This window comes from Rheinheimera tangshanensis, from assembly GCF_014645135.1.
GTDB classification, from domain to species: Bacteria; Pseudomonadota; Gammaproteobacteria; order Enterobacterales; family Alteromonadaceae; genus Pararheinheimera; species Pararheinheimera tangshanensis.
In genome coordinates this window covers 94023-117025 of sequence record NZ_BMLH01000005.1, presented here as the reverse complement: position 1 = coordinate 117025, position 23003 = coordinate 94023, and the positions used below count along the sequence as shown (strand labels likewise).

The 23003-nt window shown below is 40.0% G+C and carries 20 protein-coding genes; all 20 read left to right on the top strand.

Annotated elements, in window-relative coordinates:
* Positions 1-3: 3 nt before the first annotated feature.
* On the top strand, positions 4-1374 hold the full coding sequence (locus IEW88_RS11185) for an AMP-binding protein (RefSeq protein ID WP_147904395.1): 1371 nt from the start codon (positions 4-6) through the stop codon (positions 1372-1374).
* A gap of 1 nt (position 1375) precedes the next feature.
* Positions 1376-2458, top strand: coding sequence for a LuxE/PaaK family acyltransferase (locus IEW88_RS11180; protein WP_147904396.1), 1083 nt, complete (start codon positions 1376-1378; stop codon positions 2456-2458).
* Positions 2455-3678 carry an acyl-CoA reductase gene (locus IEW88_RS11175; RefSeq protein ID WP_147904397.1) on the top strand — a complete coding sequence of 408 codons (1224 nt, stop codon included), beginning with the start codon at positions 2455-2457 and terminating at the stop codon, positions 3676-3678. The genes IEW88_RS11180 and IEW88_RS11175 overlap by 4 nt, the downstream gene beginning before the upstream one ends.
* Before the next feature lie 123 nt (positions 3679-3801).
* The gene (locus tag IEW88_RS11170) at positions 3802-4818 is read left to right on the top strand and encodes a glycosyltransferase family 2 protein (RefSeq protein WP_147904398.1); all 1017 of its coding nucleotides are present in this window, start codon (positions 3802-3804) and stop codon (positions 4816-4818) included.
* A 39-nt stretch (positions 4819-4857) separates the two neighbouring features.
* Entirely contained in the window at positions 4858-6117 is a 1260-nt protein-coding gene (locus tag IEW88_RS11165) for a lipopolysaccharide biosynthesis protein (RefSeq protein ID WP_185148599.1), read from the top strand.
* Positions 6110-6712: an acyltransferase gene (locus IEW88_RS11160; protein ID WP_221411425.1), complete on the top strand. Its 603-nt coding sequence runs from the start codon at positions 6110-6112 to the stop codon at positions 6710-6712. Before IEW88_RS11165 ends, IEW88_RS11160 begins: the two co-directional genes overlap by 8 nt.
* Positions 6702-7631: an NAD-dependent epimerase/dehydratase family protein gene (locus IEW88_RS11155; protein ID WP_147904400.1), complete on the top strand. Its 930-nt coding sequence runs from the start codon at positions 6702-6704 to the stop codon at positions 7629-7631. The genes IEW88_RS11160 and IEW88_RS11155 overlap by 11 nt, the downstream gene beginning before the upstream one ends.
* The gene (locus IEW88_RS11150; protein WP_147904401.1) at positions 7601-8785 is read left to right on the top strand and encodes a glycosyltransferase; all 1185 of its coding nucleotides are present in this window, start codon (positions 7601-7603) and stop codon (positions 8783-8785) included. The genes IEW88_RS11155 and IEW88_RS11150 overlap by 31 nt, the downstream gene beginning before the upstream one ends.
* Positions 8786-8871: 86 nt before the next feature.
* Positions 8872-9777, top strand: coding sequence for a glycosyltransferase family 2 protein (locus tag IEW88_RS11145; RefSeq protein WP_147904402.1), 906 nt, complete (start codon positions 8872-8874; stop codon positions 9775-9777).
* The gene (locus IEW88_RS11140) at positions 9777-10727 is read left to right on the top strand and encodes an EpsG family protein (RefSeq protein ID WP_147904403.1); all 951 of its coding nucleotides are present in this window, start codon (positions 9777-9779) and stop codon (positions 10725-10727) included. Before IEW88_RS11145 ends, IEW88_RS11140 begins: the two co-directional genes overlap by 1 nt.
* Positions 10709-11740 carry a glycosyltransferase gene (locus tag IEW88_RS11135; RefSeq protein WP_147904404.1) on the top strand — a complete coding sequence of 344 codons (1032 nt, stop codon included), beginning with the start codon at positions 10709-10711 and terminating at the stop codon, positions 11738-11740. Before IEW88_RS11140 ends, IEW88_RS11135 begins: the two co-directional genes overlap by 19 nt.
* Before the next feature lie 19 nt (positions 11741-11759).
* Positions 11760-13163 carry a mannose-1-phosphate guanylyltransferase/mannose-6-phosphate isomerase gene (locus IEW88_RS11130; protein ID WP_147904405.1) on the top strand — a complete coding sequence of 468 codons (1404 nt, stop codon included), beginning with the start codon at positions 11760-11762 and terminating at the stop codon, positions 13161-13163.
* Between the two features lie 3 nt (positions 13164-13166).
* Positions 13167-14582, top strand: coding sequence for a phosphomannomutase (locus IEW88_RS11125; RefSeq protein WP_147904406.1), 1416 nt, complete (start codon positions 13167-13169; stop codon positions 14580-14582).
* A 1-nt stretch (position 14583) separates the two neighbouring features.
* Positions 14584-15348, top strand: a complete 765-nt coding sequence (locus tag IEW88_RS11120) for a glycosyltransferase family 2 protein (protein ID WP_147904407.1) — start codon at positions 14584-14586, stop codon at positions 15346-15348.
* Between the two features lie 2 nt (positions 15349-15350).
* The gene (locus tag IEW88_RS11115) at positions 15351-16289 is read left to right on the top strand and encodes an NAD-dependent epimerase/dehydratase family protein (protein ID WP_147904408.1); all 939 of its coding nucleotides are present in this window, start codon (positions 15351-15353) and stop codon (positions 16287-16289) included.
* Positions 16290-16296: 7 nt separating this feature from the next.
* The gene (locus IEW88_RS11110) at positions 16297-16851 is read left to right on the top strand and encodes a sugar transferase (protein WP_147904409.1); all 555 of its coding nucleotides are present in this window, start codon (positions 16297-16299) and stop codon (positions 16849-16851) included.
* Between the two features lie 76 nt (positions 16852-16927).
* The gene (locus IEW88_RS11105) at positions 16928-18268 is read left to right on the top strand and encodes a UDP-glucose dehydrogenase family protein (RefSeq protein WP_147904410.1); all 1341 of its coding nucleotides are present in this window, start codon (positions 16928-16930) and stop codon (positions 18266-18268) included.
* A 117-nt stretch (positions 18269-18385) separates the two neighbouring features.
* Positions 18386-20314 carry a polysaccharide biosynthesis protein gene (locus tag IEW88_RS11100; RefSeq protein WP_221411426.1) on the top strand — a complete coding sequence of 643 codons (1929 nt, stop codon included), beginning with the start codon at positions 18386-18388 and terminating at the stop codon, positions 20312-20314.
* Between the two features lie 241 nt (positions 20315-20555).
* A complete protein-coding gene (locus IEW88_RS11095; protein ID WP_371870983.1) occupies positions 20556-22463 on the top strand; it encodes a nucleoside-diphosphate sugar epimerase/dehydratase in 1908 nt (635 codons plus the stop codon).
* Positions 22464-22595: 132 nt separating this feature from the next.
* Complete coding sequence (locus IEW88_RS11090; protein ID WP_147904412.1) at positions 22596-22940, top strand: hypothetical protein; 345 nt, start codon at positions 22596-22598, stop codon at positions 22938-22940.
* The last annotated feature ends 63 nt before the right edge of the window (positions 22941-23003 follow it).

The window sequence follows — 23003 nt, the reverse complement described above, 5'->3', positions numbered from 1 at the left end:
TGAATGAGCTATTTTTGGAATTTAGATCTGACTGATGCTGCTAGTGTGGCTTTTACAGATGAATCTGGCCGGCATTTAAGCTACGCAGATGTGAATAAAGAAGTTGACCTTTTTAGCGCCTTATTACCGTCAAATCGATCGTTAGTACTGCTAAAAGTCCGGAATGATATAGCGTCAGTTATAGCTTACTTAGCATGCCTTAGGAATAACCATCCTCTGATTATGGTTGACTCAGATTTGAATGACGGGCTCCTCGACAAGCTTTACCAGACTTATCAACCAAATCTAATTATCGAAGGCCTGAAAATCCATGTTACGCATCAAAGACAACTCCAGTTAGCTCCTGAGCTGGCAGTGATGCTCTCTACTTCTGGTTCGACAGGATCACCTAAGCTGGTTCGTTTGAGCAAAGAAAATTTGCAACAGAATGCTAATTCAATAGTGGTTTATCTTGGTTTGACTGATAACGAAGTTGCGATAACAACGATGCCACTGCATTATTCATTTGGTTTATCTATCCTTAACAGTCATTTAACTGCTGGTGCGAAAATAGTTTTGACGTCATCTTCTTTGATAAGTAAAGAGTTTTGGCATTTGGTTCAGGGAGAAAGTGTCACATCTTTATCAGGCGTCCCTTATATATTTCAGATGCTGAAGAAGATGCGTTATGAACGTTTTAATACGAGCTCGGTACGTTATCTTACTCAAGCTGGTGGTCGACTAGATAACGAAACCTTAAATTATTTCTATCAGCAATGTTCAATTAAAAACCAAAAACTCTATGTAATGTATGGGCAAACTGAAGCAACTGCGAGAATAAGCTATTTACCTTGCGAACGGTTAGCAGATAAGTTGGGTTCTATAGGGATCCCGATTCCTGGGGGGGAATTGACTATTCGTGATATTGATAATGGTTTAGTTACTGAACCACATGTCGAAGGAGAGCTCTTTTATAAAGGGCCAAATGTCATGTTAGGTTATGCTGAATCTTTGTCTGACCTATCCTTTGGTGATCATAATGCAGGAGTATTAAAGACCGGCGATCTAGGGTATCAAGATAATGACGGTTTCTTCTACATTACCGGTCGTTCAAAACGTTTTATTAAGATTTATGGCTTACGAGTGAGCTTAGATGCTGTTGATAACATTCTTGCTGACAATGGTCTTTCAGCAGCTGCAACCGGAATTGATGACAAGTTATTCATTTTTATTGAAGGTCATAGACAAGATGATTTTTTGCAGCACGTTGCAGCATTGATTTCAGCTACTTTGAAAATTAATATTAACTCGATAGCTGTCCATTGCGTCGATTTAATACCCAGAATGGTCAATGGCAAAGTTAATGGCAAGGCGCTCAGCGATTTGATGGGGTAGTATGAATAATCTTGATTTTTTTTATAACCAACCTTCACCTTATAGCCTCTCGAAAGAACACAAGAGAGAGGCGATTGAACTGCATTTAAGTAGATTGGATACACATCACTATCAGAATTGCAAATCTTACCAGAATATGACTAATTCATTCAGGCATGGTAATTGGTTGAGTAGCAACTCTTTATTGATGCCAGTGCGGTTGTTTAAGCAACAAGAACTAAAAAGTGTACCTCAGGAGGATGTATTTAAAGTCCTTACTTCCTCGGGCACTACTTCGCAAGTTGTTTCCAGAATCATTCTAGACAGAGGGACCGCTTCGAATCAAAGTAAAGTGCTGGTTAAAATCATGCAGCATTATCTTGGATTGCAGCGTTTACCTATGTTAATTATTGATCATCCATCTGTTGTTAAAGATCGAACTTCCTTTTCTGCACGAGGAGCAGGAATTTTGGGTTTGGCGACATTTGGTCGAGATCATACCTATGCTTTAGATGATGATATGACCATTAATATAGAGCGTGTTAAGTCATTCTCTGAGAAGTATTCAGGTCAGCCTGTTTTTATATTTGGCTTCACTTTTATGATCTGGCAGTATTTTTTTCAAGAATTGAAGGCTAAAAATATTCATTTGAATTTGTCTGATGCTGTTCTTGTTCATAGTGGTGGATGGAAAAAGCTTATTGATGTTGCTGTTGATAATACAGTCTTCAAGCAGGTTGCCTACAATACCTGTGAGATAAAGCGAGTTCATAATTTTTATGGAATGGTAGAGCAGGTAGGGTCGATTTTTGTTGAATGCTCACATGGTTACCTGCATGCTCCTGATTATGCTGATATTGATATTATCTCAGCTGAAACTATGAAAGTCTTGCCCTATGGAGAGAAGGGACTGATAGCTGTGAGTTCGGTATTACCCTACAGCTACCCTGGACATAGATTGTTAACAGAAGACCTTGGTACGATTTATGGCGAAGACAACTGTGCATGTGGATTAAAAGGTAAGTATTTTCATGTACATGGTCGTGTACCAAAAGCGGAAGTTCGAGGGTGTAGTGATACCCATGCTGTGGAGCAAAAGCTTTGACTAAACCAACAGTTAATATTGTGGCGCCTCTCGGCAAAACTGTCGATTTGGAGCTGTTTTTCAGTGATCTATCTACACTGGGGCAGCCTTTCTCTGATGAATCCGTAAATTTTGTGGATGCACTATCTTCAGCTCTTTTAACTAATTCAGCTTATAAGATGTATCCAGAAATGATTGCTTTGGGCTTTTGGCTTCGTAGAGCAAATATTCAGCGTTTGAAACAACAGGTTTTGACAGATAGTATTATCAGGTTGCCCAGAGGTGTGGTCTTCCACGTAGCACCCTCGAATGTTGACACTATTTTCATCTATTCCCTTATTATTTCTCTTTTGATGGGGAATAAGAATGTGGTTAGAGTTTCAGGGAAACCTTCGCTGCAAAAAGATCTCATTGTTCAATTGATAAATGATTTACTTTTATCTCCTGCTTTAACTGATACGTCCGCGAATCTCCTTATAATTACATACTCACATGATGATGTGACTAGTCGTTATATAAGTGAAAAAGCTGATGTTCGTATGCTCTGGGGTGGTGATAAAACCGTTGGATACTTTAGTGCGTTACCAATTCGTCCAACGTCAGTAGACATTAAGTTTGCAAACAAATACTCGATGGCTATCATTTCTGCTGAACATATCAATTATTTGTCGGCTGACGAGCTTTATCTTCAGGCTAGAGCTTTTGTCAATGACTCTTACAGCTTTGGTCAAATGGCCTGCTCTTCGCCCAGAGCGATTTGTTGGGTAGGGGATACGTCCTCTATCTCTATTGCAAAGAGTAAATTTTGGCAAGTAGTTAAAGAAATTCTTTACGGATTTGAACATGAGTTAACTGAATCAAATTATATCGATAAGTTAGCTTATGTATTTGAACATGCTTCTAAACACCGTTCTAAGCTTAACGAAACTTCTGAAAACAGCGTGTTGACGATAGTTGATGTTGCGTTATCAGAAATTGTCGATAGTGAATTTCACTGTGGGAGCGGCCTTTTTCTACAAGCTGAAGTAGATAAACTTACTGATTTAAATAAACACTTATCTCGAAAAATACAAACTCTGACTTACCTCGGTTTTACGTTTGAAGCTCTCAGCGATTGGATTCGTTCAGGTATTTATGGGGTAGACAGGATTGTTCCTTTTGGCAAGAGTCTTGATTTCGATTACGTGTGGGATGGAGTCAACTTATTTGATGGAGTCTCCAGAATAGTTAGTATCAAATAAGTTAACCTACAATTTGGTACTAACTTAAATAACTAGTTAATAATGACGTTGTTTGAGGTATGGCCGGATAATCGAAGGCTTTTTTAAATTTCGTAGTGTTTAAGTAAAAGGATATGGCAGTTAATGTCAGATATTAGCCCTGAAATTCCGTGCGTATTAAATGATTCCAATAATTATAAAACTGTCACAGTAAGTATAATTTGTCTCACTTACAATCATGAGAGATATATTACTCAAGCAGTTCAGAGTTTTCTAGCTCAGAAAACTAACTTTGATTACGAAATAATTATTCACGATGATGCATCAAATGATAGAACAGCAGAAGTTCTGAAAAATTTACAGGCTCAATTTCCTGATAGAGTTCGTTTAATTATTCAAACTGAAAATCAGTATAGTAAGTTCGGTTTTTCGCGAGTTCTGAAGACTGCGCTAGATGCTGCTTCAGGAGAGTACTTTGCCTTTTGTGAAGGTGATGATTATTGGTGTGATGACTCTAAGTTACAAGTACAGGTTGATGTTTTGAAGCAAACTGGTGTGGGCATGTGTTTCCACCCGGCTGCAGAGCTTAAAAATGATGAAATATTGATTCCAGATACCGCTGCGTATTCAAATAAGTTTTACTCTGCTTCGGATTTAATACGTAAAAATTTCCATTTTGTACAAACCAGCTCCATAGTTTTTTCAAGGCGTGCTTTAAATCATTTGAGTTATGACATTATATCAAGAAGCCCTGTGGCAGATGTCATCATAAGAATAGCTGCAACTTTTGAAAGTGGAGCTATTGCTGTCCCTTTAGTTGGTAGTGTATATCGAATAATGTCCGAAGGCTCGTGGTCTTCTACTATGAGAAAGAAGGATGTTTTCTTGACGTATATACGCAAGATGTTGTTGACTATCGATGAGTTAAATAATTTTTACAGTCAGAAGCTGTCTTCTGATTTTGAATACTACAAATATATGTTTGTAATGGCTGTTGTAAGAGATTTTGATGTTTCTTTAAAAGATAAGCTAAGCTTTGTTGGCTCCTTGAATACTAAATACAAGGCTTACTGTTATTTATCAATTTTGCTACGACAGCCAAAAATACATGTCTATATTAGAAAAGTAATTGCAACCTTCAATGGAAAATTTTCTAAATAGATTTCTTTTTTCTTTTTCCGTTTTTAGAAAGGCGTTATTTTGTTTAAAAATGCATACTGGACTATTCTAATACGTCTAATAAGTGCCTCTGCTACTTTATTGTCGATTCCTATACTTTTAAATATGTTGGGTGTTGATAATTATGGCACGTGGGCCGCTCTAACGTCTGTTATTAGCTGGATCATGCTTTTTGATTTTGGCGCAGGTGTAACTGTAAAAAATTCCGTGTCTCGCTCTTTAGCAAATGAAGAACTTGAAACTGTAAGGACGGAAATTATTCAAACAGTTCGCTTCTTATCTATGATTTCAATGGTCGCTCTCTGTTTGTTTTTTTTGTCTTTGTTTTATTTCCCTTTTTTAAGAGCTAATTGGAGTGTCGCAATAGTATTGGTTGTTCCATTCATTATTATCTTTCCCATTACCGTAGGTTCAATGATTTTACAGGGTGCAAGAAAGTTTATTAAAAACTCTGTAATCGCATTGATTCCCCAAGTTTTTTTTGTTGCTTTTGTGCTCGTTTTTTATGTCAGCGAAATTAAATTAGAAATGATTTCTCTCGCTATATTTTATGCCTCTTTAAATGCTGGAAGCATAATATTTATTTGGTATTCAGCTAGACAAGAGGTTGGTCTTCACGATGTTCTTAGAAGGCTCGGTTTAGGCGGTGCAATGTTTCTTCCTCGCTTAAAGATTGCACTTAGATTTTTTATATTACAACTGTCTGGTATATTTTTATACTCCATGGGAACTGTTCTGACTATTGATAATTTGAGTTCAGCTGACGCGGCTCAATATGATGTTGTCAATAAGGTTTACATGTTCGGCATGACATTATTCAATGTTGTAGTGAGTGTGTTTTGGGCTGAAATCGTATTTTTAATTGAACGCAGATCTAGAAAAAAGCTTATGAGGTTATATATTATATTTTTCACTTTGGCGTTGCTTTTTTCAATGTGCGTTTTCTGTTTTTCTATAATATCTCCAGACCTGATTAATTGGTGGACTGACGGTAGAATTGATGTTGATTCCAGCACAACGCTTTTTTTCGCGGCCATGTTATCTATTCAAGCTATCACTTATTGTGGTGCAACGGTTATGAATTCATTTGAAGACCTAAATTTTCAAATCGTGCTTTCAGGCTTAGCTGTAGTACTCATGATACCTCTGAGTTCATACTTATTTTCTATTAACTTTGATATAGTGTCTGTACCTATCGCTTCGCTTCTTATTAGTATTCCAGGGTTATTCTATTGCAATTATAAGGCTATAAGTCTTATTAGGGGTTTAAGTGATGCTTAACTTTTTAAGAAGAGTTATAAGAAATCCCTACAGGGTAGTTAAACGACACAAAGGCATTTCTATCCGACCCTCATCTATATTACTAGATTCTTGTAGATTTCTTATACGTTCTGACAGTAATAAGGTATCTATAGGTGAAAATACAACAGTAGGATGTGTTTTTGTTTTTGAGTCCAACACAGGCAATATAGTAATAGGCGACAACACCTATATAGGTGGCTCAACACTTATTTCTAAGTCATCGATAATTATTGGTTCAAATGTAACTATTGCATGGGGCACTACTATCTACGATCATAGTTCTCATTCACTAGATTATAGAGAACGAAGAAATGATATTAGACGACAGGTCGAATCTTATAGACAGGGAAATGATATAATTGAAAATAAAGACTGGTCTACAGTTAAGACTGCTCCTATAGTCATTGAAGACGATGTATGGATCGGATTCGATTGTATAATATTAAAAGGCGTTACAATTGGAGAGGGGGCTATTATTGGAGCTGGAAGTGTAGTTCGTGATAATGTTGCTCCATGGACCGTTGTAGCGGGAAATCCTGCCGTTTTTGTAAAGAGTTTAAAGCGTGAAAAATAAAAATTTATTAGTAACTGGTGGCTACGGTTTTTTAGGTCGCAATGTAGCCAGGTATTTTTCTGATTTAGGATACACCGTTTATGGTGTTGGACATGGCAACTGGACCTCTGAAGAATATAGGGAGTATGGTTTTTCTATTTGGAAAGGAGACGACATAACAGTTGAAAGCATAACAAGCTTAAATGTCTGTTTTGACGTGATAATCCATTGCGGTGGTAGTGGCTCGGTTGCTTATTCGATCACAAATCCATATCAGGACTTTGGTAAGACTGTTTCAGGGACAGCTGCTGTGTTGGAGTACATTAGACTCTACAATCCTGACGCCAAGTTGATTTATCCATCAAGCCCGGCGGTACATGGTGAACACTGTGACAGCCCAATTAAAGAGGATGATGGTATACGCCCAGCGTCTCCTTATGGTGAATTCAAATACATGGCAGAGCACCTTTGCCATACTTATTCGAACAATTTTTCTGTTAATATAGTCATTCTAAGACTTTTTTCTGTTTATGGCGAAGGTTTAACCAAGCAGCTATTGTGGGACGCTTCAAACAAAATTGTTGGAGCGCAACAAGCCGTATTCTGGGGCTGTGGTTACGAAACAAGGGATTGGATACATGTTGATGATGCCATTCGGTTGATGCATAAAGTAGCTGATTCTGAGCTCGCTTCTGGTGCAGTAGTTAACGCTGGCAGCGGCAAGTCAACCACTATAAAAGCAGTATTAGACTTGTTGGCTCGTGAGCTTGATTATAGCGGTGAAATTGAATTCAATCAAATAGTCAGAGCTGGCGACCCTTTGTATTACTGGGCTGACATTACTAAGGCTTTAGATATTGGCTGGAGCCCGAAAGTTGAGTTGGAAGATGGGATTAAAAGGTATGCCAAATGGTTCTTGAATCAAATCAAACAGCAGTAGCGTTTCTTCCTCCACAGGATAAGTCTTGGATGGGCGGCGTTAATTATTACTGTAATCTATTTCAAGCGCTGACAAATGTTTCAGATAGCAATTTTGATCTTCTTGCTATTGTAGGCACAAAAACTCCTTTGGATATTATTGCGTTATATGAACAATTTAATGTCAAAGTGATAAAAGTCTCAGTTTTGGATCGATTTAGTTTTGAATGGTTCATTGACCGTGCTTCTTGGGCACTATTCGGTAAAAGGTTCATTCTTGACGCAATTTTAAAACGATACAAGGTTAATTTAATATCTCATGTTCAATGCGATATGGGAGTATCTTGCCGTCAAGTCGGATGGGTGCCTGATTTTCAGCATTTGCATCTACCTCAGATGTTCTCTAAAGATGAAATAAAGAACAGGGACAAATCATTTATGAGCGTAGCGTCAAAAGCGGATGTTGTCATTCTGAGTAGCTACGATGCGTTAAATGATTTCAGTTCATTCTCTCCTGAATTCTTTTCTAAAGGTCGTGTTGCACAATTTGTGTCGCAACCTCCTTCTTTTTACTCTGAGCTTTCGGAAAAAGAGTATAGCGATCTAGTTGATAAATACTCAATAGATAGACCTTACATTTATGTACCAAATCAGTTTTGGCGTCATAAAAATCATCAGTTGTTATTGGAAGCTATTTTTAAATCTAAACAGCAAGGTGTCAGCCCTCTTGTCTTGTGTTCAGGGCTCATGGAAGATTACCGCGACAGTTCATATGTAGATTCATTAATTAAATATGTAAAGAATAATGATCTCTCAGATAATGTAAAATTTTTGGGATTAATCCCTTACAAAGATGTGTTTTCTCTAATTAAGTTTTCTTTATTAGTTTTGAACCCTTCTAAGTTTGAGGGATGGAGTTCTACCGTAGAAGAGTGCAAGAGTGTTGGCAAGATGATGATTCTGTCTGATATATCTGTTCATAAGGAACAATATCCGCAAGCAAATTTCTTTAACGTGAACTCTTCAGACTCTCTCGCTAACGTAATAGCTAAGGCCGTACGTGGGGAACTGTCTGAGCATTCCGCGTCTATAAAAAGTGTGGAAGAAAGAACCCAAGATTACGCATCAGTCTGTATGGAAATATATTCAACAGTAGTTAATGGTCCCTCGATGTAATTAAAGAATATATTTTTGAGCTTGCGTTTTTAGGATTTTAACTATCTGCTACTGGTTAACGCAGGTTTACGTTATTTGAGGTTGCTATGTCTAACAATTTTGATTGTCTTCATGAAAATAAAGCCTGTGGGTATTGTGGGGACGGCAATTTATTTCTTTCGACACTACCTATAAGTGTTAGTCGTAAGGGGGAAGGCGGTCTTCGTACAAAAGGGATCACTAAGTTCGGCTCTGGTGTGAAACCTTTAATATCAATTATTACTGTTGTTTATAATGGCGAAAAATACTTGGAAGAAAGTATCCTCAGTGTTACTAATCAAGTATATGACAATATTGAATACATAATTGTTGATGGTGGCTCGAAAGATGGCACTTTGGACATCATTCATAGATACGAACACGTTATAGATTACTGGGTTAGTGAAGGTGATCGCGGTATTTATGATGCAATGAACAAAGCGATTTCTCTAGCGTCGCCTGGAGCATGGGTTTTAATAATCGGTGCTGACGACAGGTTACTTGATGTAACTTGTGTTGCTTTTGCAGCAGCTGAATCAGAAGGCGCGAGAAACCTCTTGTTTGATGTGGAGAGGGAGGACTTTAGAAATCATTCAAAGCGGAAACATGTTTGCCAGGTTCCAAACGCAGACAAAGATTTTCTTAGTTTTCCTTTGCACCATCAGGGGTTTGTTTTTAAGAAAGATGAGTATCTTAGTTTCGATACTAGTTTGGGCATTCATGCTGATTTACACTTTATGTACACTCGCATATCTAGAGGCGGAATCGTAAAGGTCAATAAGGTTGTTTCGTCTTATCTTACAGGTGGTGCAAGTAGCTATATATATATCAACAATGCCAAATCTATTTATAAGGTAGCTAAGCGGCTTGAAGCTGATATTTATCCTAGAATTATTAAGAGGAACTTTGCTGGTTTTGTTAGGTTATTCTTGAATGCAGTTATTCGGAGCTTAATTAAAAGGCTAGGGTTCTGATGACTTATTATATTTTCATATTGGTTTTAGCTGTTTTTTGTATTTTTGCTCTTAAAAAGTTAAGCAGAGGTTTTACTGATATTTTCGCTATATTAGTTTTTTTAATGATTTTTGTTTTCTCTCAATCAGACAATTTTGATCATGCAAATTATCAATTGTATTATAGTACCCAGGTCTATGGTCTTTTCGAACCTCTTTTTGTTCTTGTAATGTATATTTTAAATGGGGTTGTCGAGCCAGAGTTTTTTTTAGGGAGTGTCTTTTTCTTAGTTTATTTCGTGTGTAGAACTTTTGGCGATAACAACTATAATTTCCTTGCGCTGCTTTTTTTATCTCCTCTTGGTGTTGTGTCTCCTCGGTTTTTCTTTGCAGCGATGCTTTTATCGTTATTGGTCGCTAATTCTAGGTCTTTTTTTAGATATGGATTTCCGTTGCTAACTCACTACTCGACTCTTCCTGTCTATTCGTTTTTTATTTTGAATCGTCGACTCTTTATATTTTCTGTTTTTTCCTTTGTTTCTTTTTTTATTTTTGCAAAAGGTTATTTTTTTGATTTCATTTCATCGTTTGGTGTCAACTACTCAAGATATCTTGAATCCACTAACGACTTCAGCATTACGAATGTTGCAAAGTATACAGTATTGCCTATTGCATTTTTTGTTTTGGGTAAATCAATGGTCTACGACAACAAATCTTATTCTATTGCACTCTCGTTATTTCTTGCGGCTAATATAGTCAAGTTTGGAATGTTGGATTTTGAAGTTATGTCGCGAGTCGCTACGATGTTTGTCTTGCTAGGTTTGTATTATGTGTATAATTATGGCAATGGTTTTGCGAGACTTTTTGTAGTATTTTATGTTGCGCTCAATTCGCTTACTTTTGGATTTTACGGATGGGCAATTTACCCTGATATTTATATGGAGTCAGATCAGTGGCTAAACGGAAAGTAGTGTTATTTTATGCGCATGTGGACAAAGTATCTCTCATTAAAGATATCTCTTTTTATGAGCAAGATGTTCGTGCGCTTGAGGATATGGGATTTGAAGTTTGCATTACAAATAAGTATCGCGACTTTTTCTTTACTAAATACGATTTTTGTTATGTTTGGTGGTGGTCTTACTCACTTTTTCCAATAATTTGGAGTCGATTAACACAACGAAAAGTTGTTGTCGCAGGAGCTTTTCATTACTCAACGCCGCTTATGCAAGGGACTGATTTTGTTAGAAATTCTGTCTTGTATAAGTTTTTGGTTAAGTCGGCCCTAAAATTAGCTCACGCTAATATATTCGTGTCTAACTACGAGTTTAGAGATGTTGTGACTAATTTATCAGTTAACAATCCATTTGTAGTTCATCACGGTATAGATATCGATAAGTATCACCCAGATGGTATTCGTCCTGAAACTAATTCTACTATCAATATTACGATTATTAGTTGGTTGGAAACATACAACATTGAACGAAAATGTATAAGGGAAGCTGTACAGGCATTCAATGAGGTTTCTAAGCTCGGATATCCTATAATTCTCAACATAGCTGGTCGTCCAGGCACCGGATACCAGGAATTCGTTGATTTTGTTTCTTCCCTAGAGTATGGAAACAATGTTCGTATTTTGGGGCACATCAAAGAAGAGTGTAAGATTTCTCTTCTGCAAAATACGGATATATTTTTATCACCAACGCGATATGAAGGGTTTGGTGTTGCTATAGCTGAAGCCCTAGCGTGCGGCTGTGCGGTGTTGACAAGTGATAATGGTGCTACCAGCGAGGTTGCTGGAGATTGCGCCATTTATGCGGATCCTCTTTCAGTTGATGATATAACTAGAAAATTGACAGAACTTGTTGAGAATAATGAGAAAAGGAGACTTTTAGGCGAGAGAGCTTCAAAAAGGATAAAAGAATATTTTTCCTACGAACGTCACTCCGATGCGTTGAAATCAGTTATATCCAAATTTTTCATTTAGTTTATATATCAGAGGTCTTATGATTCTTCCTATTATTTTATGTGGTGGTACCGGTAGTCGTTTGTGGCCTTTGTCACGTGATCTAATGCCAAAACAGTTCCTAAAACTGGACGGCGACACTACTATGCTTCAAGCCACAGTTCAACGCCTGCAAGGTTTGGATGCTTTACCTCCGTTAGTGATTTGTAATGAAGAGCACCGGTTTATTGCGGCTGAGCAAATGCGTCAAATCAACCAGCTTGATCACAATATCATTCTGGAACCTGTTGGTCGTAACACAGCTCCTGCAATAGCGCTGGCGGCAATGACTGCGATTAAGAAAGGTCAGGATCCTCTTTTATTAGTTCTGGCTGCCGATCATATCATTTCTGATAGTCAGGAATTCCGGCAGGTTGTGGCTCAGGCGTCAGAATTTGTAGCAGCAGATAATCTGGTTACTTTCGGTATTGTCGCTTCAGGTCCTGAGACTGGCTACGGCTATATAAAGAGAGGCGTCGAGAAATCAGGTGCTTACAGTGTTCAGCAATTTGTTGAAAAGCCTGATTTGGAGACAGCGAAAAGCTATGTTTCTTCTGGCGAGTACTACTGGAATAGTGGCATGTTTATGTTCAAGGCAAGTGTTTATCTTGCTGAACTGAAAAAGCATCGTCCGGATATCTATTCTGCCTGTGAACAAGCAATGGCCGAAGTTGATCCTGATCTGGACTTTATCCGTGTAAATAAAGAAGCGTTCTTAGCTTGCCCGGATGATTCTATTGATTATGCAGTAATGGAAAAAACAACCAAGGCTGTCGTCGTACCATTAAATGCTGGCTGGAGCGATGTAGGTTCGTGGTCTTCTCTATGGGATGTGACAGCAAAAGATGAAAACAATAATGTGCATAAAGGTGATGTGTTAAGCGTTGCCAGTAAAGACAACTACGTATTCGCTGAGACTGGGCTTGTGGCTACAGTAGGCCTTGAAAATATTATTGTAGTTCAAACCAAAGATGCAGTACTGGTTGCAGCTAAAGATAAAGTGCAGGACGTGAAGTCTATTGTTCAGCAATTAAAAAGCGCAGGTCGCACCGAGCATAGAATTCATCGTGAAGTGTATCGCCCTTGGGGTAAATATGACTCCATCGACAATGGTTCCCGTTATCAGGTGAAGCGCATTACTGTAAAACCAGGCGAGAAATTATCTATTCAGATGCACCACCACAGAGCTGAACACTGGATTGTTGTATCCGGTACAGCCAATGTAACTGTAGATGGCAAAGATACACTGATGTCAGAAAACGAATCTATTTATATCCCACTGGGCGCAATACATGCACTGGAAAACCCAGGTAAAATCCCATTGGAATTAATTGAAGTACAATCAGGTTCTTATCTGGGTGAAGATGATATTGTCCGTTTCTCTGACCGCTATGGCAGGGCTTAATTCATGTCATCAGCTTTAGAACAGATTATTGCACAGAGTAATATCGCTTTTGGCACCAGTGGTGCCAGAGGGCTGGTATCCGACTTTACCGATCAAGCCTGCGCCGCCTTTGCCCAAAGTTTTGTCAGCGTGATGCAACGCTCTTTTAGTTTTAAGCGCATTGCCATAGGTATTGATAACAGACCTAGCAGCTCGCAAATGGCTGCTGCTTGTGCCGGTGTTTTAGAATCAATGGGTTATTCTGTTGATTATTATGGTGTGTTACCAACTCCTGCATTGGCCTATCAGGCTATGCAGGACAAAGTGCCTGCAATAATGGTAACGGGTAGCCATATTCCATTCGACCGTAATGGCTTAAAGTTTTATCGACCTGATGGCGAAATCAGCAAGGAAGACGAGCAAGCAATTCTGACCGTCTCAGATGAGCTGGTTAGGTCTGTATCGGCGTTGCCTGCCACCAGTTCTGTCGCATCTGATAACTATATTCAACGCTATTTAGATATCTACCCAATGCAGATGTTGGCTGGCAAACGTATTGGTATCTACGAACATTCTAGTGCAGGACGAGACCTGTACAAAACGGTCTTTACGAAATTAGGCGCTGAAGTGACCTCATTAGAGCGGACAAACACTTTTGTTCCTATCGATACCGAAGCTGTGACAGAAGCAGATCAGCAAAAAGGCCTGGATTGGTCAAAGCAGTATGGTTTTGATGCCATTTTTTCTACTGATGGTGATGGCGATCGTCCTTTGATCGCTGACGAAAAAGGCCAATGGTTGCGTGGTGATATAGTTGGATTGCTTTGTGCTAAGGCTTTAGGTGTTAAGTCTTTGGCTGTACCGGTTAGCTGTAATACGGCAATAGAGCAAGCTGGAATATTTTCTAAGGTAATACGGACTAAAATTGGTTCTCCATACGTTATTGCTGCTTTTGCTGAATTAAGCGGTTCTGTAGCTGGCTTTGAAGCCAATGGCGGGTTCTTACTTGGTTCTGATGTTAATCTCTCAGGGCAAATACTTAGAGCTTTGCCAACCCGCGATGCTTTATTGCCAGGTTTGGCATTACTTGCGTTAGCTGGCGAGCAGCCATTGTCTAGGTTAACAGAGGCTTTGCCGCAACGTTACACAGCTAGTGATCGTTTGCAGCAGGTTCCAACTCAGTGGAGTAAAGACTTTTTAGCCAAAGCTGCCTTGTCTCCGAAAGAATTACTTGAGCAGTTGGGGCAGGGGGCGCGACAGATACAACGTTTGGATCAGACTGACGGATTACGGATACAGTTTGTCGATGGTGATATAGTGCATTTGCGTCCGTCGGGCAATGCGCCTGAGCTACGCTGTTATGCTGAGTCTACAGGACAAGCTGCGGCACAAGAGCTGGTACAAGTGATACTTAACGCTGTGAAGGGATTACTGAACTGAGATGAAAGTTTCTATTGTTACCGTCTGCTATAACAGTGCGGCCACTATCCGCGATACCATCGAATCTGTATTGGCGCAGGATTATGCTGATATCGAATATATCATTGTTGATGGTGCCTCAAAAGATAATACCTTGAGCATTGTGAATGAGTACAGTGATCGCATTGCAACTGTGATCAGCGAACCGGATAAAGGTATTTACGATGCCATGAATAAAGGTATCAAAGCTGCTACTGGTGATGTTGTAGGCATACTTAATTCGGATGATTTTTTTACTTCGAATCAGAGCATCGCTCATATAGTGTCAGGTTTTATCCCTGATGTAGATGCTGTCTATGCAGATCTGGTCTACGTAAAGCAAGACAACTCAGCGGTAATCTCCCGACTTTATAGTTCAGCTGGTTTTGCGAAATGGAAGATGCGTTTTGGTTTTATGGTTCCTCATCCAACATTTTACGCCCGGCGTAATCTTTTCGATAAATTTGGGTATTACAAGCTGAATTATAGGGTTGCCGCTGATTTTGAACTTATGGCACGTTTTTTTATCGGGGGTATAAAGGCTAAGCGAGTAAAGGCTATTGTTGTGTCGATGCGTGAAGGCGGGATTAGCTCCAATGGATTACGCTGGCGTATTCATCAGAACATGGAGATATCCAGAGCTTGTAACGAAAATGGAATTTTTACGGTGTTCCCGTTGCTGGTTATTAAATTACCATTTAAGTTGTTGAGCTTTTTTAACAAACCTAAAGATGTAAAGGGTCATTAATTATGGCTACCGTTTGCATTACCGGAAGTACAGGGTTCATAGGCCAACATTTAGCCCAAACTCTTGGCTCATTCACTGAGCACAAGTTAATGTTGCCGGTAAGAGATATCCAATCTTGCGGCACTGCGGGTGATATTACCGTTTTTGCTGATCTTTCAGATATTACAGAGGACTATTTTGCCAAGAATAGTTGTGATGTAGTTATCCATCTGGCTGCCCGTGCTCATGTGACGAGCGAATATTTAACAGACCCTTTGCAAGAGTTCAGAAAAGTTAATTGCCACTTGACTTTGGATTTAGCCAGAAAAGCAGCGGCTGCAGGTGTGAAGAGGTTTATTTTTTTAAGCTCTATCGGTGTAAACGGCATCTCTAATTTAAAACCTTTTAAAGTTACAGATAAGCCTGCCCCAGTGGAAAGTTATGCGGTCTCAAAGCTTGAAGCTGAAATAGGATTACTAGAGGTAGCAAAGAGTACAGGTATGGAGTTTGTTATTATACGTCCACCTTTGGTGTACGGACCTAAAGCTCCTGGTAATTTTGGTAAGTTAACTGCTTTAGTGAAAAGTGGAATACCTCTCCCACTCGGAGCAGTTAATAATAAAAGAAGCATGGTTTCGTTAGGCAATTTGACGAACCTCATTACGACTTGTATCGACGCTCCTCAGGCTGGAAATCAGACATTTTTGGTTAGCGATGATTATGACCTGTCTACTACTACATTACTGAGAATGATGGCCAAGGCCACTGGACAATCTTTGTTATTACTGCCAGTGCCAGTGAGTCTGTTAAAAATTGCCGCTCGCGTAGTTGGAAAGCAAGGGATGATCGATCGCTTGTGTGGAAACTTACAAATAGATATCGAACATACCAAAAACACATTGAACTGGCGGCCTATTGTCACGGTACAAGAGGCAATTAACCAATGTTTTTCAAAGGATTAGAATTCTAATGTTTCTCCGTTTTCTGGATATATTGTTTTCAATTATTGGACTTGCAGTTGGCTTTCCTCTACTTCTGGTACTCACTGTTGTTGGGATATTCGATACCGGCTCTCCTATTTTTCGTCAGGAACGCGTAGGTCGTAATAAAAAGCCTTTCACTTTAGTCAAATTTCGCACCATGAGACCGGATACTGCTTCTGTTGCCAGCCATTTAGCCAGTGCTTCTGCTATTACGCCTTTTGGTGGCTTTTTACGTAAAACCAAGTTGGATGAATTACCTCAGTTATGGAATGTGCTTAAAGGTGAAATGAGTCTGGTAGGGCCGAGGCCTTGTTTGTTTAACCAGGAAGAACTTATTGCTGAACGTGAAAAGCGCGGCGTTTTTAGGCACAGACCAGGTATTACAGGCCTTGCGCAGGTGAATGAAATTGATATGTCTACGCCGGTATTGCTTGCTGAAACTGACCAACAAATGTTAGAGAGTTTGACCATAAAAGATTATTTCAAATATATTTTTATGACTGTTGCAGGTAAAGGCTCTGGTGACAGAGTAAAACGCTAAGGCTTAAGTTCACTTAGTGTTAATACTCAGATAGTTAAGCTCGGGCTCAAGCTCACTAATGGATTAATAAAACCCTATGAAAGTTACAGTCTTTGGTATTGGTTATGTAGGTCTGGTGCAGGCTGCAGTATTGGCAGAGGTTGGCCATGATGTTGTTTGTGTGGATGTGAATGCTGAGCGGGTTGAAAAGCTAAACCAGGGCATTATCCCGATATACGAACCTGGCTTGACACCGCTTGTGACCAGTAACTTTCAGGCTGGCCGTTTACGTTTTACTACAGATGCAGCTTTTGGTGTAGAGCATGGTTTAATACAGTTTATTGCCGTAGGTACTCCACCTGATGAGGATGGCTCTGCTGATCTGAAATATGTACTTGCTGTGGCTGATACCATTGCAAGTTACATGACCAGCTATAAAGTGGTGATTGATAAGTCCACTGTACCTGTAGGTACCGCAGATAAGGTGCGGGAGCAGATTGCTGCTGTGCTTGCAAGACGCACTTTAGATATTCCTTTTGATGTAGTATCAAATCCAGAGTTTTTAAAAGAAGGCGCTGCTGTTGCTGATTGCATGCGGCCTGATCGTATTATCATCGGTACTTATAATGAACGCCCGGCCGAGGTGGTTCGAGAGTTGTACGAGCCTTTTAATCGCAATCACGACAAAATGATTTTTATGGATGTTCGTAGTGCTGAGCTGACTAAATATGCAGCTAACTGCATGTTGGCAACTAAGATATCCTTTATGAACGAAATGGCTAATTTAGCAGAGTTACTTGGTGCTGATATTGAAGCTGTACGAAAAGGTATAGGGTCAGACCCTCGCATCGGTTATCACTTTATTTATCCGGGTTGTGGTTATGGAGGCTCTTGTTTCCCTAAAGACGTGCAGGCACTTATTCGCACCTCTGAACAAAATGGCTATAGTCCGCAAATTCTGCAAGCCGTAGAAACAGTGAATAATAAGCAAAAGTACAAATTACCTACTTTGGTCAGAAAACACTTTGGTGATGATTTAACGGGTAAAACTTTTGCAGTCTGGGGGCTGAGTTTTAAGCCAAATACCGACGATATGCGCGAAGCCTCAAGCAGGGTGTTAATAGAAGAATTATGGGCAGCTGGTGCAACTGTTCATGCTTATGATCCTCAGGCTATGGAAGAAACTCAGCGTATTTACGGTGTTAGACCTGATTTTGTGCTGTGTGGAACTAAAGAGGCCGCTTTACAAGGGGCTGACGCTTTGATCATTTGCACTGAGTGGCAACAATTTAAAGCGCCTGATTTTGACTTTTTAAAGCAGCAACTTAAAACTCCGGTAGTTTTTGACGGACGGAATTTATTTGACCCTGAACGTTTAAAACAAAAAGGTTTTAGTTATTATGCGATTGGTCGTGGACAAAGCGTGGTTTCTTTCTAGTTTTGTAGTCAGGTTATAATTTTTTATAACCTAAAGTAGCAGCGTTTTACATTGTTTTTAAGCTGGCTTTTTCATTAATCTTGCTGGCATAGATACGATTTTAAGTCTGGAGTTTTCTTGCGTAATTTGACATCTAAAGCATTACAGCAATGTTTGCAGCCATTAATGGATTGGCCACGTTTATTAAAACGCTCAGTTTCTATCTCTATAGATACCTCTATTTTATTTGTGTCCTGGGTACTGGCTTATTACCTGCGTTATGACAGTTTTGAACTGGTGAAGGATGAGTCTTTTGTCTTAAGTTTTATGGCTGTGACCTTGGCCACTATTGTTGTATTTAGTCTGCTGGGTTTATATAAATCTGTGGTGCGTTATATTGGTTTACGCTCCATGGTAGCAATCGCGGCTGGCTCGCTTTTTTCAGGTGTTCTGCTTAATTTTGCGATAGACGCTAACGCCTTTCTTTACAGTTTGTCTGGCAACTTAAATTATGTATTTTTTGCTTTTACCGGTATCGCTGGTGTGCGTTTGTTGTTAAGGGAATTGGTAACCGCGAGTAGCCGTTCAGCTCAGCATAAAGTATTAATTTATGGTGCCGGTGCTAGTGGTCGTCAGTTACTGTTAGCGCTTGCCAGTAGTGTTGAGTTTCGCGCTGTTGCCTTTGTTGATGACGACCCGTCTTTTCATGGTGTTATGATCCGTGACGTCAAAGTATATTCTCCTGACTGCATTGAAGCTGTCATTCACAAATATGGTATCAGCCGTATTTTGCTCGCTGTTCCTTCAGCAAGCCGTGGCACCAGAGCTAAGTTAATCGAACGTCTGGAACCTTTGGGTTTACCTGTGTTAACTATTCCTGGTATGACAGATTTAGTCGACGGTAAGATGAAAATAGACGAGCTTCAGGATGTAAAAATTGAAGACTTGTTAGGCCGTGACGCAGTTACGCCTATTCCATCATTATTAACTGCCAATATTACCGGCAAAGTGGTGATGGTAACTGGCGCTGGCGGTTCAATTGGCTCTGAGTTGTGTCGGCAGATTATTCTGCAGTCGCCTTTAAAGCTGGTTTTATTTGAAGCGTCTGAATTTTCTCTTTACGAAATTGATAAAGAGCTCAGTAGTACTTTGACTAGTAAACAACTCGATGTGCAGTTGATTCCAACTCTGGGCACAGTGCTAGACCAGCAGCGATTGCAGAGTATTATGCAAAGTTACCAGGTGCAAACTGTGTATCATGCAGCGGCCTACAAGCATGTGCCATTGGTCGAATTTAATGTGATTGAGGGTTTAAGAAACAATGTGTTCGGAACCTGGCACACAGCTGAAGCCGCTATTGCCTCAGAGGTTGAGACTTTTGTGTTGATTTCAACGGACAAAGCAGTACGACCAACCAACGTGATGGGCACCACAAAACGTTTGGCAGAACTAACTCTGCAAGCGCTGGCAAAGCGCCAGCAGAACACCAGATTTTGTATGGTACGTTTTGGCAATGTATTAGGTTCTTCCGGTTCTGTTGTGCCTTTGTTTCGTAAGCAGATTAAAAAAGGTGGGCCAATCACCCTGACCCACGAAGATATTACCCGCTATTTTATGACCATACCCGAGGCAGCTCAGTTGGTGATTCAGGCCGGTGCTATGGGAGAGGGCGGTGATGTATTTGTATTGGATATGGGCGAACCTGTGAGAATTTACGACCTGGCGAGAAAGATGGTCCATCTGACCGGGTTAGAAATTAAAAATAAACAGAACCCGCAGGGTGACATTGAAATTAAAATTACTGGTTTAAGGCCAGGTGAAAAATTGTACGAAGAGTTACTAATAGGTGAGGATGAAAAACCAACCCGTCACCCTCGCATTAAAGCAGCGAATGAAGTTTATTTAGGCTGGCCAGAAATGCAAGCTTTATTAAGTGAACTCAGCGAATCAGCTATAAACTACGATTTGGAAAAAGTACGAACTTTAATGCTGAATGCTCCAACAGGTTTTGCCCCTACAGATGGTATTTGTGATTTGGTTTGGCAGAGCAATAAAATTAGTCATTAATTAAGCGATACAGAATTACTTTTAGTTACTAATTCGCTATTGTGTGAAATTAGCGAAAAATGTAATGTTGTTGTAAATAACGGACTCAAAGGACATTTTTATTCATATAAAGTTCATTTTTAGTAGGCTAAAACTGGTAGATATTCAAAGGCTGTCCTAAGCTGATGGTCTTTAAACCAGTCATATCGCTGATAAAAGTAGATAACTCTATGAGTAAAGAGGGAGTGAAAGCGTGACTTGGATGATGTCGCTTCCCCGCGATATAAAGCGGGTTATATCTGTAGTATCAGATTCAGTTTTTTTATGTAGTGCCTTGTTTGCAGCCAGCTGGTTGTCGGGCGTTGCACAGCCTTCTGTATTTATTTTATCGCACACTGTGAGCCTGTTGGTTTGGCTTGCGTTTAGCCTTGTCGTTTTTTCGGTGCTTGGGTTGTATCGTGCAATCTTACGTTATATGGCTCCTCAAGCCATTGCCACAGTGGTAAATGGTGTTGCTGCAAGCTCCTTAGGTTTGATGGCTTTGTGCTGGTTTTTGCCTTTAGATGAGATTATTCGTTTAGTCTTATGTTTTTCGGTGATCGCTGTATTGTTCGTAGGCGGCAGCAGATGGGGATTTCGCAGCGCTTTACAAATGCAGCGTCACAAGACAAAGAGCAGAGTGCTGATTTACGGAGCAGGTTGTTCTGGCCGTCAATTGTTATACGCGCTGCAAAGTGGTGACGAATACAAGCCAGTGGTTTTTGTTGATGATAATACTGAGCTACAAAAAACCACTGTCTGTGGTTTAACTGTGCTGCCTTCTGAGCTATTAGAAAAAGCTATTCAGCGTTATCGTGTTGATCGTGTATTGTTAGCCATGCCATCAGCCGGGCGTGGCCGTAAACGTGAATTGCTTGAATATTTGTCCAAGCTTCCTGTACCAGTGCAAAGTATTCCGGGCATGGCTGATTTAGTCGCTGGCCATATGAAAATTGACGATTTACAGGATATTCGTATTGAAGACTTGTTAGGCCGCGAAGTCATTGAACCTGATCAACAACTTTTACAAGCTAATATCCGGCATAAAATAGTTATGGTCACGGGAGCTGGTGGTTCTATTGGTTCCGAGTTATGCCGGCAGATAATTCGTTGTAAACCTGATGTTTTGGTGTTATTCGATGTATCTGAGTTTGCTTTGTATTCGATTGAACGCGAGTTAAATGCCGTGAAACGGCGCTTTGGTTATCATTGTGCTATCAAGCCTGTGTTGGGGTCGGTGCAACAGCAGAAATTGCTCGAGCAGGTGATGACTAATTTTCAGGTGCAAACTCTTTACCACGCTGCTGCTTATAAGCATGTACCTTTGGTTGAATACAATATGGTTGAAGGGGTTCGCAATAATGTCTTTGGTACCTGGGCTTGCGCTGAAGCAGCCATAGCGGCAAAAGTTGAGAATTTTGTATTAATTTCCACTGACAAAGCGGTACGACCTACCAATGTAATGGGTGCAAGCAAACGCATGGCAGAGCTTGTATTGCAAGGCTTGGCGAATAGGCAGACCTGCACTCGGATGTGTATGGTACGTTTTGGTAATGTGTTGGGTTCTTCTGGCTCGGTGGTGCCTTTGTTTGCACAGCAAATTAAAGCAGGTGGGCCTGTCACTTTGACCCATAAAGAAATTACCCGTTTTTTTATGACGATTCCAGAAGCCTCACAGTTGGTGATACAAGCTGGCGCTATGGCTAAAGGCGGTGAAGTTTTTGTGCTGGATATGGGCGAGCCTGTGCGCATTTACGATTTGGCTAAACGCATGATCCAGCTGGCAGGATTAAAGCTGAAAGATAAAACTAACCCAAATGGTGATATTGAGATTCAGATCACAGGTTTACGCCCGGGCGAAAAACTTTATGAAGAATTATTGATCGGCAGCAATGAAAGCCGAACACAACATGCCAGAATACGAGCGGCAAAAGAACAATTTCTGTCATGGTCAGCTACTATGCTGTTGCTAAATAGTCTGGATGTTGCATGCCAGAGCTTTGATCAACAAATGCTCAGACAAATTTTACTGGATGCACCAACGGGCTTTGCGCCTAGCAGTGAAATTTGTGATTTATTATTTGTCAGTGGCCATACCAGTGAAACAGTTAAAAAAGAACTGGTTCATTAGGTAAATAGTTGAGACAAAAAAGGTTTCCTGCTTATTTTAGGTGGGGATGTTGTAAACCGCTGGCAAAAAAATGCTTGTCGGTTGTGCGAAAAACCTCTATTCTAGAGGTACTTTTTTAAAAGGGATGATGTGATGAAGAAATTAAGTGTTGTAATGGCTGCTTTATTAGTAGCTTCAGGTGCTGTTATGGCACAAGATGAAGAGTCAAGTGCTGGTGGTTCAGGTGCTGGCACTATCGGTGGTATCGCTACTGGTACTATCGTTGCTGGTGCTATCGCTGCAGGCGTTTTAGCTGCTGTTGTTTCTAACAACCGTAGCGATTCAGCTCCTGATGAAGAAGAAGTTGAAGAACAAACTTGTGCTACAGGTTTCTCTGGTCCTGTAAACGGTGTCTGTACTGGCAGCACTGTAACAGTGACGGGTACTGGTACTAATACTAAAACTACTACTGTGGCCATCACTCGCCCAGCTCAGTAATTTTAGCTAACGAGCTAATGCGTAAGCCGCCTTCAGGCGGCTTTTTATTATCTGTTTTTTGTT